This window comes from Ruegeria sp. CDSB086, from assembly GCF_059611065.1.
This window is the reverse complement of the sequence record NZ_JBXWOV010000001.1, coordinates 290,874-304,033: the sequence shown is the minus strand read 5'-3', so window position 1 is coordinate 304,033 and position 13,160 is coordinate 290,874. Positions and strand designations below refer to the sequence as shown.

14 protein-coding genes are annotated in these 13,160 nt (G+C 57.8%); 9 read left to right on the top strand and 5 right to left on the bottom strand.

Features of this window, described 5'->3' with window-relative positions; all coding sequences use genetic code 11:
• Positions 1-180 precede the first annotated feature (180 nt).
• The 3 genes from AC2FIO_RS01470 (at position 181) to AC2FIO_RS01460 (ending at position 3,848) form a co-directional block, all read left to right on the top strand.
• The gene (locus AC2FIO_RS01470; protein ID WP_496695205.1) at positions 181-1,623 is read left to right on the top strand and encodes a Do family serine endopeptidase; all 1,443 of its coding nucleotides are present in this window, start codon (positions 181-183) and stop codon (positions 1,621-1,623) included.
• A gap of 181 nt (positions 1,624-1,804) precedes the next feature.
• Complete coding sequence (locus AC2FIO_RS01465) at positions 1,805-2,485, top strand: response regulator transcription factor (RefSeq protein ID WP_496695203.1); 681 nt, start codon at positions 1,805-1,807, stop codon at positions 2,483-2,485.
• 49 nt (positions 2,486-2,534) lie between these two features.
• Entirely contained in the window at positions 2,535-3,848 is a 1,314-nt protein-coding gene (locus tag AC2FIO_RS01460) for a sensor histidine kinase (RefSeq protein ID WP_496695201.1), read from the top strand.
• Here AC2FIO_RS01460 and AC2FIO_RS01455 read toward each other — a convergent pair.
• The 3 genes from AC2FIO_RS01455 to AC2FIO_RS01445 are packed head-to-tail and all read right to left on the bottom strand — an operon-like array spanning position 3,845 to position 6,582.
• Positions 3,845-4,312, bottom strand: a complete 468-nt coding sequence (locus AC2FIO_RS01455) for a CYTH domain-containing protein (protein WP_496695199.1) — start codon at positions 4,310-4,312, stop codon at positions 3,845-3,847. The two genes, AC2FIO_RS01460 and AC2FIO_RS01455, sit on opposite strands and share 4 nt — an antisense overlap.
• Positions 4,309-5,064, bottom strand: coding sequence for a ParA family protein (locus tag AC2FIO_RS01450; RefSeq protein ID WP_496695197.1), 756 nt, complete (start codon positions 5,062-5,064; stop codon positions 4,309-4,311). The genes AC2FIO_RS01455 and AC2FIO_RS01450 overlap by 4 nt, the downstream gene beginning before the upstream one ends.
• A gap of 3 nt (positions 5,065-5,067) precedes the next feature.
• Complete coding sequence (locus AC2FIO_RS01445; RefSeq protein ID WP_496695196.1) at positions 5,068-6,582, bottom strand: CHAD domain-containing protein; 1,515 nt, start codon at positions 6,580-6,582, stop codon at positions 5,068-5,070.
• Between the two features lie 162 nt (positions 6,583-6,744).
• Here AC2FIO_RS01445 and AC2FIO_RS01440 point away from each other — a divergent pair, with 162 nt between their 5' ends.
• A complete protein-coding gene (locus tag AC2FIO_RS01440) occupies positions 6,745-7,092 on the top strand; it encodes a TfoX/Sxy family protein (protein WP_496695194.1) in 348 nt (115 codons plus the stop codon).
• A 57-nt stretch (positions 7,093-7,149) separates the two neighbouring features.
• Here AC2FIO_RS01440 and ndk read toward each other — a convergent pair whose 3' ends face one another.
• Both ndk and AC2FIO_RS01430 read right to left on the bottom strand, forming a co-directional pair.
• Entirely contained in the window at positions 7,150-7,572 is a 423-nt protein-coding gene (gene ndk / locus AC2FIO_RS01435; RefSeq protein ID WP_058273797.1) for a nucleoside-diphosphate kinase, read from the bottom strand.
• 114 nt (positions 7,573-7,686) lie between these two features.
• Positions 7,687-8,889, bottom strand: a complete 1,203-nt coding sequence (locus AC2FIO_RS01430; RefSeq protein WP_496695192.1) for a multidrug effflux MFS transporter — start codon at positions 8,887-8,889, stop codon at positions 7,687-7,689.
• A 108-nt stretch (positions 8,890-8,997) separates the two neighbouring features.
• On the opposite strand from AC2FIO_RS01430, the gene AC2FIO_RS01425 reads away from it, so the two are divergent.
• The 5 genes from AC2FIO_RS01425 to AC2FIO_RS01405 are packed head-to-tail and all read left to right on the top strand — an operon-like array spanning position 8,998 to position 13,159.
• The gene (locus AC2FIO_RS01425) at positions 8,998-10,848 is read left to right on the top strand and encodes an ABC-F family ATP-binding cassette domain-containing protein (protein WP_282168466.1); all 1,851 of its coding nucleotides are present in this window, start codon (positions 8,998-9,000) and stop codon (positions 10,846-10,848) included.
• Positions 10,845-11,237, top strand: coding sequence for an ACT domain-containing protein (locus AC2FIO_RS01420; protein ID WP_282168467.1), 393 nt, complete (start codon positions 10,845-10,847; stop codon positions 11,235-11,237). The genes AC2FIO_RS01425 and AC2FIO_RS01420 overlap by 4 nt, the downstream gene beginning before the upstream one ends.
• Positions 11,234-11,857 (top strand): MarC family protein, encoded by a 624-nt coding sequence (locus AC2FIO_RS01415; RefSeq protein WP_058273801.1) that lies wholly within the window; start codon positions 11,234-11,236, stop codon positions 11,855-11,857. Before AC2FIO_RS01420 ends, AC2FIO_RS01415 begins: the two co-directional genes overlap by 4 nt.
• A gap of 39 nt (positions 11,858-11,896) precedes the next feature.
• Complete coding sequence (locus AC2FIO_RS01410; RefSeq protein ID WP_058273802.1) at positions 11,897-12,478, top strand: retropepsin-like aspartic protease family protein; 582 nt, start codon at positions 11,897-11,899, stop codon at positions 12,476-12,478.
• Positions 12,479-12,538: 60 nt separating this feature from the next.
• Positions 12,539-13,159 carry an ImuA family protein gene (locus AC2FIO_RS01405; RefSeq protein WP_282168468.1) on the top strand — a complete coding sequence of 207 codons (621 nt, stop codon included), beginning with the start codon at positions 12,539-12,541 and terminating at the stop codon, positions 13,157-13,159.
• The last annotated feature ends 1 nt before the right edge of the window (position 13,160 follow it).

Below are 13,160 nucleotides of genomic sequence, written 5' to 3'. Positions count from 1 at the left end.
ACAATTGCTGATTCGCGACTAGCGATTCGCTACGCTTCCCTGCGGACCGTCGATATACAACGACCTGTTTGTGGCTAAATTAAGATATCTTAATCCTGAGCACAGGAAACTCACAGACTGATGCCTCATCTCCTCGGTTAACGCGCGCCTGCAATCGCGCGATATAAACAGGAGACTAAAATGAGCATCCGTAAATCCTCACTGCTTTTGCCACGCGCTACTGGCTTGGTTGGCGCATCCGCCCTTGGTGCAGCGCTGTTGGCCACGACAGCCCTGCCCTCACTGGCCGACGAAGCCCTGGCCGATCTGGTCGAAGGCGTGTCGCCGTCGGTGGTGACCATCATCGCGGAACAAGACATCGTACCCGTACAAGCGCCGGGACAAGGACAGAATTTTGATTTGGAAGACCACCCCTTTGGTGAGTTCTTCAAGCGCTTCGGCGCGCCTGAGGGCTTTCAGGCACCGCAGCGCGGACCATCCCAAGGTCTGGGGTCGGGTTTTGTATTGGACGAAGCCGGTTACATCATCACCAACCACCATGTTGTCGACAATGCATCGACCGTGACCGTCCGTCTGAGCGACGATCGTAGTTTCGAGGCCGAGATCGTGGGCACCGACCCGCTGACCGATATCGCCGTTCTGAAGATCGACGCTGGCGAAGCGTTGCAGGCCGTCAAGATTGGTGACAGCGACGTTATCCGCGTAGGTGAAGATGTCGTGGCCATCGGCAACCCGTTTGGCCTGCATTCGACCGTAACCACCGGTATCGTTTCGGCCAAGGGCCGCAACATCTCGGCCGGACCTTACGCTGAATTCATTCAGACCGATGCAGCCATCAACAAAGGCAATTCGGGCGGTCCGCTGTTCAACATGGAAGGCGAAGTGATTGGCGTGAACTCGGCCATCTACTCTCCTACCGGCGGTTCGGTTGGTCTTGGCTTTGCCGTGACCTCGAACATCGTTGAACATATCGCGGCCGATCTGCGCGATGACGGCCAGGTCAGCCGCGGCTGGCTGGGTGTTTCGATCCAGAATGTCAGCCCCGAGATCGCAGCAGCGATGGGTATCGACGCCTCAACCGGCGCGCTGGTGTCGGATGTCGTCGCAGGCAGCCCGGCCGAGGGCGTGCTTGAGCAAGGTGATGTCATCCTTACCTTCAACGACGAATCCGTCGACTCCAGCAGTGAATTGCCGATCCTTGTGGGCACAACCAAAGTTGGTACCGACAGCGTCATGACCGTTCTGCGCGATGGCAAGGAACAGCAGATTGAACTGACAATCGGTCAGCATCAAAGCGCCTCGGCTGAGATCGACAAATCCGTGGACGAAGGTATCTCGGGCACTGCATTGGGCGTGACCGTCGCACCGCTGACCGACAGCAACCGTGCTCAGATGGGCGTTGCTGAGAATGTCGACGGTGTGGTCGTCACTGATCTGAAGCCAGACAGCCCTGCTGCCAAGGCCGGCCTGCAACGCGGCGACGTGATCGTGAAACTGGGCGGCCAAGAAACCGCCTCACCCGATGCGCTGAAGGCCGCGCTGGACAGCGAAAAGACTGATCCTGCGCTGGTGCTGATCAACCGTGGCGGAAACCAAATCTTCGTGGCGGTAGAAATCGCCTGATCCGAAGTCCGCGTGCGCCATTTGATGGGGATTTCTGGCGTACGCCTCCTCGGCGGATTGAATTGTCCGCATTCCGCTGAGACTGCCGGGTGCGCTGCAACGCACCCGGCACGTAATTTAAGCAAATCATGTGCTTTGCCGGATTTTTGTGTTTAAATCCCGCTAGAAAGGAACGCAAAATATGAGCCGTCGCCTGCTGATCGTCGAAGATGACGAGGACACTCGTGAGTTCATCGCCAAGGGCTTTGGCGAGGAAGGTTATGTGGTCGAGCAGGCCGCAGACGGGCGCGAGGGTTTGTACCACGCCACGGATGGTGGGTTTGACGCCATTGTGCTGGACCGGATGCTTCCAGGTCTTGATGGCCTTTCGCTAATCCGGTCTTTGCGGGCGGCCGGGGTCAAGACCCCTACCCTGATGCTGACCGCGATGAGTGCGGTTGACGAACGGGTCAAGGGCTTACGTTCGGGTGCGGATGACTATCTGGTCAAACCGTTTTCGTTCCAAGAACTGCATGCGCGGATCGAAGCCCTGTTGCGACGCCCGCAGGAATCCGAGGAAACCGCGACGCTGACCTGCCGCGATCTTGAGATGGACCTGCTGACACGCAAGGTCACCCGCGACGGGCAAGAGATTTCCCTGACCCCGCGTGAGTTCCAGATCCTTGAATTCTTTCTGCGCCGCAAGAACCGCGTTGTATCGCGCACAATGCTGCTGGAAGGTGTCTGGGATTATCATTTCGACCCGAATACCAATGTGGTCGACGTCCATATATCAAAGCTGCGCCGCCAGCTGGATGAAGGCGACAGGCAGCCATTGATTGAAACGGTTCGAGGTGCGGGTTACATGATATCCGATGGATAACTTGCGACTTTCGTTCAATAATTCCCGTACCCGCCTCGTCCTTGCCAGCATGGCCCTCAGCACATTGCTGACGGCAATTGTACTGGGGCTTGTATACTTCACCGCCAATCGCAGTATCGAGGGCGAAACGCGCTCGGTGGTATCCGCCGAATTGACCGGTCTGGCCGATGAATATGAACGGCGCGGCCTGTTCGGGCTGTTGCAAGCCATTGAACGCAGGATTCCAACCGCGTCCGAGCGGGATGCGCTGTATCTTTTGACTGACCGGTTCGGTGTAAAGCTGGCCGGAAACCTCAAGCACTGGCCTGCGGACGTCACAGCAGGCAGTGGCTGGGTCGATCTGGAACTACGCCGCGCCGATAACGACCAATTGGTACCAATCTCGGCCGCCTCGGTACGCTTGCCCGGTGGTGAACGCCTGCTGGTTGGTCGTGATGCCCTTGCACGGCAACAATTCGACAGGGCGCTGTTGCGCGCGGTTGGCTTGGCCCTTGCGATTGCACTAGCGCTAAGCCTTCTGACAGGCTGGCTTTTCACGCGGCTGGTGTTCACCCGCCTGTCCGATATTGCGAGCACGGCCGAAAACATCGTGTCTGGCGACCTGTCCCGGCGGATGCCTTTGCGCGGCACTGGCGATGAGCTGGATCAGGTGGCCGGAACCTTGAACACCATGTTGGACCGGATTGAGGAACTGATCAGCAATCTGCGCACAACCTCAAATTCAATCGCGCATGACTTGCGATCCCCCCTGTCCCGTCTGCGCCAAAGGGTCGAGTCGCTGTCTGACCCGTCCAAAAGTGATCTGGACCGCGAGGTCGACGTGGCCCGCGCTGCGGCCGAAATCGACCACGTGCTGCGCGTTCTTGGGCAGCTGACTGAAATCTCACGCGCCGAGGCTGGTGTTGGGCGGGAACAGTTCGAACCCGTGGACTTGCAGCAACTGATCGGTGACGTCGTCGAGTTGTACGACCCGGTTGCCGCCGATCAGGGCATCTCGCTTGAGGTCGTCGGCACCGCGCAACCTGTTCAGGGGCACCGCCCGCTTCTGTCGCAAGCTCTATCGAACTTGTTGGAAAACGCCATGCGTTATGCCCCGGAAAAGACGGCGATCACGATCACCCTGTCAGAAAGCGGTCCATACACCTGCCTGAGCGTACGTGATCGGGGCCCGGGTGTCCCTGAAGAGGATTTGCCACGCCTGCAGGTGCCCTTTGTGACGCTCGATCCCGCAAGGACCGAGCGCAACTCAGGGCTGGGTCTGGCGCTGGTCGCGGCGATTTCACACATGCATCAGGGCGCATTCGAGGCCCGCAATTGCGACCCGGGCCTTGAGGCAACAATCAAACTGGCGCGTAAGCCCTAGATTGGCACACCCTTGATCGCCATCATCTTGTTTTTATAACGTTTATCTGCCGTCACATCTGTTCCGAACCAGTCGGGCGGCGTGTATGCCTGCGCCTCGGCCTCTGTGTCGAACTCCACCTCGACCAGCCGCAGCGGCGCGAGGTTTCCCAGAAAGATGTCCAGCTCAAACACCCGACCGTCTGGCATTTTTCCGGTATAGCGTTCTTTCTCAACCCGACGTCCTTCGGTTTCCGGCCAGAAGGTTTCGAATTGCGAGGCCGTGATCTCGGCCTCGCGTTCCACCCGCACCAAGGAGCCCGCCCCTTTGAGCGTTAAAAAGTACCCGTCATTCTTCTGCCGCAGACGCAGTTCCGTGGAATCGCTTGGTGCAGTCAGATAGCCTTGACGTACGACGGCCCTATCCGCGCCGCTCAGATCGGGCAGTTCCGCCACCAGAAACTTGCGTTCAATTTCGGTGCTCATCGCTTTGAAACCACTCCGTTTTCCATCTCATCATACAGCTTTTGATATGCCAAACTGGCGGCGCTGCGCGGGGCGAATTCACTGACTGGCGCACGGTTCTGCCCCATCCGTTCGATATCCGCCGCAAACGGGATTGAGCTGCGCAGGAACCGCTTGCGATAGAGCTTTCGCATCGCATCCATAGTCTCAAGGTGCAGGGTCTTGCGCTGTTGCACCATGGAAAAGAATGCCGTCAGCTTCTTCTTCGACAACTTGTTGGCATCAAAAAACCCAACCAACTGATCGAAAGACCGTTCAGACAGAGTCGTCGGGATGACCGGAACCACGATCTGATCGGCCGCTTTGAAGATGTTTTCCGACAGGGTCGAAAAGTTGGGCGGGCAATCCAGAATGATCACCTCATAATCGCTGCCCGCAGAGATCAGCGCTTTTTTCAGCCGCGACCGCGTGTTCCGCATCCGCGACAGGAAGACATCAAAATCCCGGAAGGTCATATTTGCTGGCAGCACGTCCAGCCCTTCGAAATCGCTGGCTCGAATGGACTTGGTAAAGCGCGCGACATCGTCAAAAAACCGCGCATCTGTCAGCTTTTTGGATGGTTTGACGCGCAGATAAAACCCAGACGCCCCTTGCGGATCCAGGTCGCATAGCAAAACACTGTGCCCCGCTGCCGCGTAAGCATGGGCCAGATTGACCGAGGTCGCGGTTTTACCCACACCGCCCTTGTTGCTGTAACAGGCAATGATCTTCACTTCTCAGCCCTCCTTTTGATGAAACAAACTGCGGAACAGGTGCCGGATGTCCGGGCTGTCGAAATGCATGAAACTTGCGATGACACGGTCACGTTCCGCCATTTGGCGCTGATCTAGAACAGAAATCACCCCGCCCACGGACAAGGCCAACTGCGCATCAGCGCGGCCTTGCTTATTGGTGTGCTGTTTCACAAAACTCAGAAGCGCCTCTTGTTGGACTGAGAAATCATTGAACAGGCCTAGATTATCCTGCAGCTTTTTCAATGGCTTGATGATCGTTTTAAATGCTTTTGCGTCGAACAAAGGCGCAAAGAACTCCATTAGATAACGCAGTTTTTTGCAGTCGATCCGCAGATTATGCACAGCTTCGTCAGGCGTGTTTGGCGTAATGCCGCGCGCCAGTTTGCAGGTTTTGCGATATCGCTTCCAGATCAGGGCGCGCGCGTATTCGTAGGCAGGCCGATCTGCATTTGGGCCAAGCTGCAGGTTTGTCGGATCAGCGAAAAGCTCGGTCAACTTTTTCATCTGATTGTCATAGCTCTGCGTTCGAAAGCGCCGGGACAGACGGCCAAGTGCCTGGCTGCGTTCCTTTTCGAATTGCGCAAACATGGCCACGGCACCTTCATGAAGGTTCGGCGGTATCAGATTGAAGTAACTGTCTTTTTCCAACAGATAGACGTCCAAATCCCGCGCTCGGCCTGTGGGTTCCATCAGACCGGAAAACTCGCGCTTCAATGCAGCGGTTTGTTCAGGCGATAGCACCCCCTTGAACAGGCTGATCACAGATCGAACTCGGCGCAGAGAAACGCGGTAGTCATGCAGAAATTCAGTATCGATATCATCGATCACGCCCGCCTCATTCTGGCGCGCGACCGCCAGATAGGTGCGAATGATGTCGGTGGCGACCTCGATTGATGGCTCTTGTTTACTAACGCGGATTTCGGGCTTGGCCCTGTATATGGTCGCGTCGGGAAACAACCAGTCGAACAATGGCTTCGCCTTGCTTTTGCCGGCCTCCAACTTAGTCAGCTTTTCACAAACAGTCTTATACGCCCGGTCATATCCGCGCATGTGTTGAACGGCTACAACTGTTACCTGCCCCTGATCCGAGGACATCAACATCATCGTGCCACGTACTTTTGTCTTTTGCAGGTCACCTAGAATGGCAAATGATCGGTGCTTGGCTCTGCCCGCTCCGACGCTCATCAACGCGCGCAACTTAGGAAAGCCCGCTAGACCCGCTTTGACGGATCCGTCAGGCAAATCCTGCACGAACTTGCCCTTACCCTTGCACTGCTGGATTTTGGCTGTTCCGCCGCGCAACAAAAACAATGACCCATCGGTTTGGATCAAAACCTTGCTAGATGCCCTGAGGGATTGGTCATGACAATCCAGAATATCAAAATTTCCAGCAGGTTCAGCGGCCTCGAACCGCAATGCCAATTCTTTCAAAGATTTAGTAAAACCCGCCTCATCGAATGTGCCCGGGATAACAAAACAGTTTTTGACCCGAGCCATTAAGAGCGTCCCTTTCACCGAGGATCCAGTACGTGATCATGAATTCATATTCCTGCGATCCGATCAACGACTAACTCCGTTGATCAACAGCAATGACCAAAACATCTGATTTTGCTCGAACAACCGAATGACTCTGTCCGGGCATTTGGCTAAGACAGGGGTATGTCTGATCCTGTTTCATCGATCCGCAATCTCGGCCCGGCCTTTGAGCAATCCTGCGCACGCGCAGGCATTCAGTCTGCGCAGGAATTGCGCGATTTGGGGCCGGACGAAGCCTATGCACGGCTATTGCAGGCAGGCACCCGGCCGCATTTCATCGGCTATTATGTATTGGTGATGGGATTGCAGGGGCGCCCCTGGAACGACTGCAAGGGTGAGGAAAAGAAGGCGCTGCGCGAAAAGTTCGACGCGATAAAATCCAGCGTCAGCACCGCCCCCGAAACCCAGATGATTTCTGATCTGGATGCAATTGGCATACGGGTCGCGCCGAAAGATCTTAAACAGGTCTGAAACGAAAAAGGCCGCACCCCCAATGGGATACGGCCCTGAACTTCGTCTGACGGCGGATTAGCCGACCAGTTCGATGCCCGAGAAGAAGTACGCGATTTCAACGGCAGCAGTTTCAGGCGCGTCCGAACCGTGGACCGAGTTTTCGCCAACTGATTCAGCAAACTCGGCGCGGATGGTGCCGGGTGCTGCGTCTGCGGGGTTGGTTGCGCCCATGACTTCGCGGTTCTTTGCAATGGCGCCTTCGCCTTCCAGAACCTGAACGATAACCGGCTCGGAGGACATGAATTCGCACAGTTCGTCATAGAACGGACGCTCGGCGTGTACGTCGTAGAACTTGCCAGCCTGAGCTTTGGTCATGTGAATGCGCTTTTGCGCAACGATGCGCAGGCCAGCGTCTTCGAACTTGGCGTTGATCTTGCCAGTCAGGTTGCGACGGGTTGCATCAGGTTTGATGATCGAGAATGTGCGTTCCAGTGCCATATCGGCCTCTCCTTACTATATGGCGCGAGGTACGCGCCGAAATCCATCGCGCGCCGCCTAACACGGTATGTGCCTCATGAAAAGTGGAATGATTGCGCCAGTGGGTCTTGGCGATCAGATTGTGTCCGGCAAGGGCTCTGACGCGTCGATCCGGCGAACGTAAAGCACCGCAAGCAATCCGACAAAGCTGCTGGCGAACATCATGCCCAACACCAGAAAGGGCCCATTTTCAGGGCTAACAAACGCGCCGGTCATCAAGGTCAGAACTGCGCCCAACGCCACGATTAGTGCCCCGGAAAGCCCCGCGGCGCTGCCCGCCAGATTGGGTCTCACGGACATTACCCCGGCCGAGGCGTTCGCATTCGTCAGCCCGTTACCGAAGCCCACGCAAATGGCCGATCCGAAGAATACCCAGACTGAACCCAGACCTGCTGTGAACAGCAGCAACCCGCAGAAAGGCCCAATAGAGGCAACGACCCGACCGATCAGGATCATCGTCGTCAGCTTCGTGTGTGCTGCGATACGCCCGGTGATGAAATTGCCCACCATGAAGCCGCCGGTAATAATTCCGATCCCCAGACCCAGCATGGCAGGGCTCAGGTCGAACCAGACCGCGGCGACCAGTGGCGCACCGGTGATAAAGCTGAAGAACCCGCCGATCGAGAATGCCGCGCACAGCGCGTAACCCCAGAACCGACGCGCGCGAAACAGGTGTGGGTATTCCTTTAACTGAGCCGAGAATGTTGCGGATCGGTTTGCATTTGTCTCACCCATGTCCGCCCACAAGAGCACCAGCATCCCCGCCCCCAGGACCGAGTACAATATGAACCCGGCTCGCCAACCGAACAGCATATCCAGTGCGCCGCCCAGCATTGGGCCAAGCATCGGTGCTAAAGCCATTGCCATCGCAACATAGCCCAGTTTGCTGGCGGCCTCGTTCGGGGCATAGAGATCCCGGATTGAGGCGCTGGACAGCACGGGTCCGGCCACCACCGCTGCTTGAAGCAGACGGAAACCGAGAAATATCCAGATCGACTCGGCCAATACGCAGCCAACGGAGGCCACTGTGAAAAATACCATACAAATCAACAGGATCGGTCTGCGACCATATCGGTCGGACAACGGCCCCATGATCAATTGCAACACGGCGGACACCGCCAAATACCCGGCGACTGACAGGTTAATAAGTCCGTAGTCGACCTGAAATCCCTCGGCCATCCCCGCAAGCGACGGCAGGAACATGTTCAACGACAGCACCGACAACGCCGTGGCGAAGATCAAAGTGACCAAAGAAGGAGGCGTCCGAGCCGCGCGCATGATGAAAACCGTCGAGTAATGCCAACCGGATCAGCGCTAACACATTGCCTGGATATTGAACATATCAAGCTGCTGGCGGCGGCACCAAGGCTCTGCTAAGAGCGCGTCATGCTACGGATTCAAGACATAACCTACGCGGTTGAAGGCCGCCCCCTTTTCGATGGGGCCAGTGCGACTATTCCCGACGGCCACAAGGTTGGCCTTGTGGGACGGAACGGTACGGGGAAGACAACCCTGTTCCGACTGATCCGGGGCGAATTGGCGCTGGAGTCAGGCAATATCAATGTCCCAAAGCGCGCCCGGATTGGCGGAGTGGCGCAAGAGGTGCCCTCCTCGGATGTGTCGCTGATCAACACGGTTCTGGCCGCCGATACCGAGCGCAGCGCGCTGATGGACGAGGCCGACACCGCGACCGATCCCACACGTATCGCCGAAATCCAGACCCGCCTGGTAGATATCGACGCCTGGTCCGCCGAAGCACGCGCCGCCTCGATCCTCAAAGGTCTTGGGTTTGATGATGACGACCAGTTGCGTCCCTGCTCCGACTTCTCGGGCGGCTGGCGGATGCGTGTGGCGTTGGCGGCGGTGCTGTTTTCTCAGCCCGATCTGCTGTTGCTGGACGAACCGACGAACTACCTGGACCTCGAAGGTGCGCTGTGGCTGGAAAGCTATTTGGCCAAATATCCGCACACCGTCATCATCATCAGTCACGACCGCGGGTTGCTAAACCGCGCGGTGGGGTCGATTCTGCATTTGGAAGACCGCAAACTGACCTATTACGCGGTTCCTTATGACAAATTCGCCGAACGCCGCGCTGAACGGCTGGCACAGGCGGAATCCGAGAACGTGAAAGCCAAGGCCCGGATCGCCCATCTGCAGAGTTTCGTGGATCGCTTCCGCTACAAGGCATCCAAGGCGGTTCAGGCCCAGTCACGCTTGAAAATGATCGAGCGCATTCAACTGGTTTCAACCCCTCAAGAGGCCGCACTGCGCGCATTCTCCTTCCCAGAGCCAGAAGAGCTGTCCCCGCCGATCATTCAGATTGAAGGCGGCGTGACGGGCTATGGTGAAACCGAGGTGCTGCGCCGCTTGAACCTGCGTATTGACCAGGATGACCGGATCGCGCTGCTGGGCAAGAACGGTCAGGGCAAGTCGACCCTGTCCAAGCTGCTGTCCGACCGCCTGCCTTTGATGGCGGGCAAGATGACCCGCAGCAACAAGCTGCGGATTGGTTATTTTGCGCAGCATCAGGTGGATGAGCTTTATGTGGACGAAACGCCGCTGGACCATCTGCGACGCCTGCGCCCGAGCGAGGCGCCGGGCAAGTGGCGGTCGCGTCTGGCGGGGTTCGGGCTGAACGCGGATCAGGCTGAAACCAAGGTTGGTCGTCTATCGGGCGGCCAGAAGGCACGCCTGTCGCTGCTGATCGCCACCATCGACGCGCCGCATATGTTGATCCTGGACGAGCCGACCAACCACCTGGATATCGAAAGCCGTGAGGCGCTGGTCGAAGCGTTGACCGCCTATTCCGGTGCGGTGGTTCTGGTCAGCCACGATATGCACCTATTGTCGCTGGTCGCGGACCATCTGTGGCTGGTCTCGGACGGAACGGTCAAACCCTTCGAGGGAGATCTCGAGACCTATCGCACGATGCTGCTGGGACGCGACAAACCGGCCAAAGAGAAACCGCAAGTGATCAAGCCCAAGCGCCCCTCGCGCGAGGCAGTGCTGAACCTGCGGGCGGACCTTCGCAAATGCGAGGACCGGATCGAGAAGTTAACGGATATGCATGATAAACTGTCGGCCAAACTGGCAGATCCTGCGCTTTACGAGGACGACAGGAAAAACGATCTTGCAACGTGGAACCGGAAATTTGCCGAAGTGGTCGAAGCCATGCAAAAGGCCGAGGCGCTTTGGGTCGTCGCAGCCGAACGCCTGGAAAAGGCCGAAGCGACATGACGAAACCGGTAATCGAAACGACAGCCATGATCGCAGGCATGCGCCCTGAACTTCAGGACGCAGAATTTGCCTTTGTCGTTTGGCCGCATGACAAAGCCTGGCCCGACGGAACGCGGGCCAGTTGCATGGAGGCCGAAGGTCTGTCCCTTATCGTGCCCATCGACGCAGCACCCGCTGGCGCCATCAGTATGAAGTGCATCACCTTGCGGGTTCATTCCTCACTGGAAGGCGTTGGCTTGACTGCCGCTGTGTCCGATGCTCTTGCCCAAAGTAGAATTCCGGCAAACATGGTCGCGGGGTATCACCACGACCACGTCTATGTTCCAAGCAATCTGGCGGAAAAAGCTGTGGCCGTTCTGTTAGACCTCCAACAAGGTGCCGGCAAATGATCGACCTCGCCTTTTTCATCACTGCCTTCACCACCCTGTTCGTGGTGATTGACCCCTTTGGCACCGCGCCGATTTTTGTGGCTTTAACTCAGGACATGGACGCCCGCGCCCGTCGCCGGACGGCCTATCGCACCTGTGCCGTTGCCTCTGGCATACTCATTGCCTTTGCCGCCTTTGGCGAAGCGGTGCTGGGTTTTGTCGGTATCTCGATGGAGGCCTTCAAGGTCGCCGGGGGCGCGCTGTTGTTCCTTACAGCATTGGACATGCTGTTCGAACGCCGCACCAAACGCCGTGAAGACCGGGTCGAGGAAGAAGAGGAACACCACGACCCGTCCGTGTTCCCGCTGGCCATTCCGCTGGTCGCCGGTCCCGGATCAATTGCGACGATTATCCTGCTGGCCGGACAGCACCCGGGCATTCTTGGCATTGTCGAGGCCTGTATCGTCATGCTGGCCGTCATGGCTGTGGTTTTGACCTTCTTCCTGTCCGGCGGCTTGATTGCGCGTTTGCTGGGCAAAACCGGCCTGAACGTATTGACGCGGCTGTTGGGGATGCTGCTGGCGGCGTTGTCGGTTCAATTCATCCTGGACGGCCTCAAGGCCTTTGGTTTTGCGTCGTAAAACCCCATATATCTTTCAGAGAATATGGAGAGGAGCGCTATGGACGGCGACAACATTGGACGTTTGGTATATCTGGCCGTGCTTGGTACGGCCGTTGTGGCGTGGTTTGTCGCACAAAACCGCCAGTCTCTGAACAAAACGCTGCAGCAGGCTTTGGCGTGGGTCTTTATCTTTATCGGTGTCATTGCCGTTGTCGGCCTGTGGGAAGACATCCGCACCACTGTTGGCCCTGCCCCGCAAATGACTGTCACCGGCCAGACCATAGAGGTTCCGCGCGCCTCCGACGGGCACTATTATCTGCCCATTGATGTGAACGGAGAACCGATCACCTTTCTGGTGGACACCGGCGCAAGCCAGATTGTCTTAAGCTCGCGGGACGCCGAACGTGTTGGCATTGATCCCGATCAGTTGAATTATTTCGGCCGGGCAAACACGGCCAATGGAGTTGTGCGGACCGCGCCAGTGCGTCTTGACACGCTGGCATTGGGGCCAATCACGGACCAGAATATCTCGGCCTGGGTGAATGAAGGGGAATTGGACAAATCCTTGCTGGGTATGGATTACCTGCATCGGTTCTCGAATATCCAGTTCGCCAATGGCCGCCTGCTTTTGTCGCGTTAAGGCATCCGTTGCCGCAATTCCACAATTGAGAACAAAGTGAGAACATGCTAGCCTGACAGCATGTCTACACATCTTCTTGGCCGCAAACCCGCACGTGAGGTGCCGGGGATAGATCTTCATCCGCAGATCAGACTGCAACTGGCCCGCGTACACGAGGCCTGCGGCCCCGCCCGGCGCAGCTTTGCCATGTGGCTGGCGGGGCAGATGCAGGGGCCGGTGCTGTGGATCGCGCCCGCATGGGAGCCCGGCCAGCTTAACCCTGATGGCATGATGGCCTTTACCGATCCCGCCCGGTTCATCTTTGTGCGCCCGACCCGGTCCGAAGATCTGCTGTGGTGCGTAGAAGAGGCCCTGCGCAGCGCGGCCATGCCTTTGGTTGTCGGTGATCTGCCGGGCGCGCCGGGGCTGACGCCAGTGCGGCGCATGCATCTGGCCGCAGAACAGGGTGGTGCGATGGGGCGTGCCCCGCTTGGGGTGCTGCTGACCCCCGGCGACGGTGGTGCACAGGGGGTAGAGACGCGCTGGCACATGGCCGCAAACCATCAGGGGGAGGCCCGGCGCTGGACCCTGACCCGCCGCCGCGCCCGCGCCCTGCCCCCGGTCAGCTGGCATGCCACGCAGACCAAACCGCGCGCCGGTCTGCACCTGCAACAGATCGCTACAGAAGACACACCCGTGTGAT